The sequence below is a fragment of the Mycobacterium sp. P2_H7 genome, from assembly GCF_056403275.1.
Window position 1 is genome coordinate 1 of the sequence record NZ_JBFUFU010000088.1, and the last position, 357, is coordinate 357.

1 protein-coding gene is annotated in these 357 nt (G+C 64.7%); it reads left to right on the forward strand.

Features of this window, described 5'->3' with window-relative positions; genetic code table 11:
• Positions 1–357, forward strand: a 357-nt coding sequence (locus AC1DY7_RS31485) for a hypothetical protein (RefSeq protein WP_477497677.1), incomplete at both ends; no start/stop codon positions are given.

Sequence of the window (357 nt, forward strand, 5' to 3'; positions counted from 1 at the left end):
CTCGAAGGAMGACCAGCAGAAGATCGCGACCGAAATCAASGCCATCCAGGCSCAGATCAAGTCGTCGGTCACCAACGCCAACTTCGCCGGCTCGAACCTGCTGCAGAACGACGCTGCCGCGGCCTCCGACCTGAAGATCGTCGCTTCCTACAACCGTACCGGCGCGACCGTCACCATCGACACCATCGACGTCAAGGCTGCTGATACCCAGGTTCTCGACGTCGCCGGCACGGGCGGCATCGTCGGCGGCCTGCTCGCCACCACCTTCTTCGATCCGAGCACCACCGCAGTCACCGCCGCCGCCATCGACACGGCACTGGGTAGCGTTGAAACCGCGCTCGGCAAGCTGTCCACCGG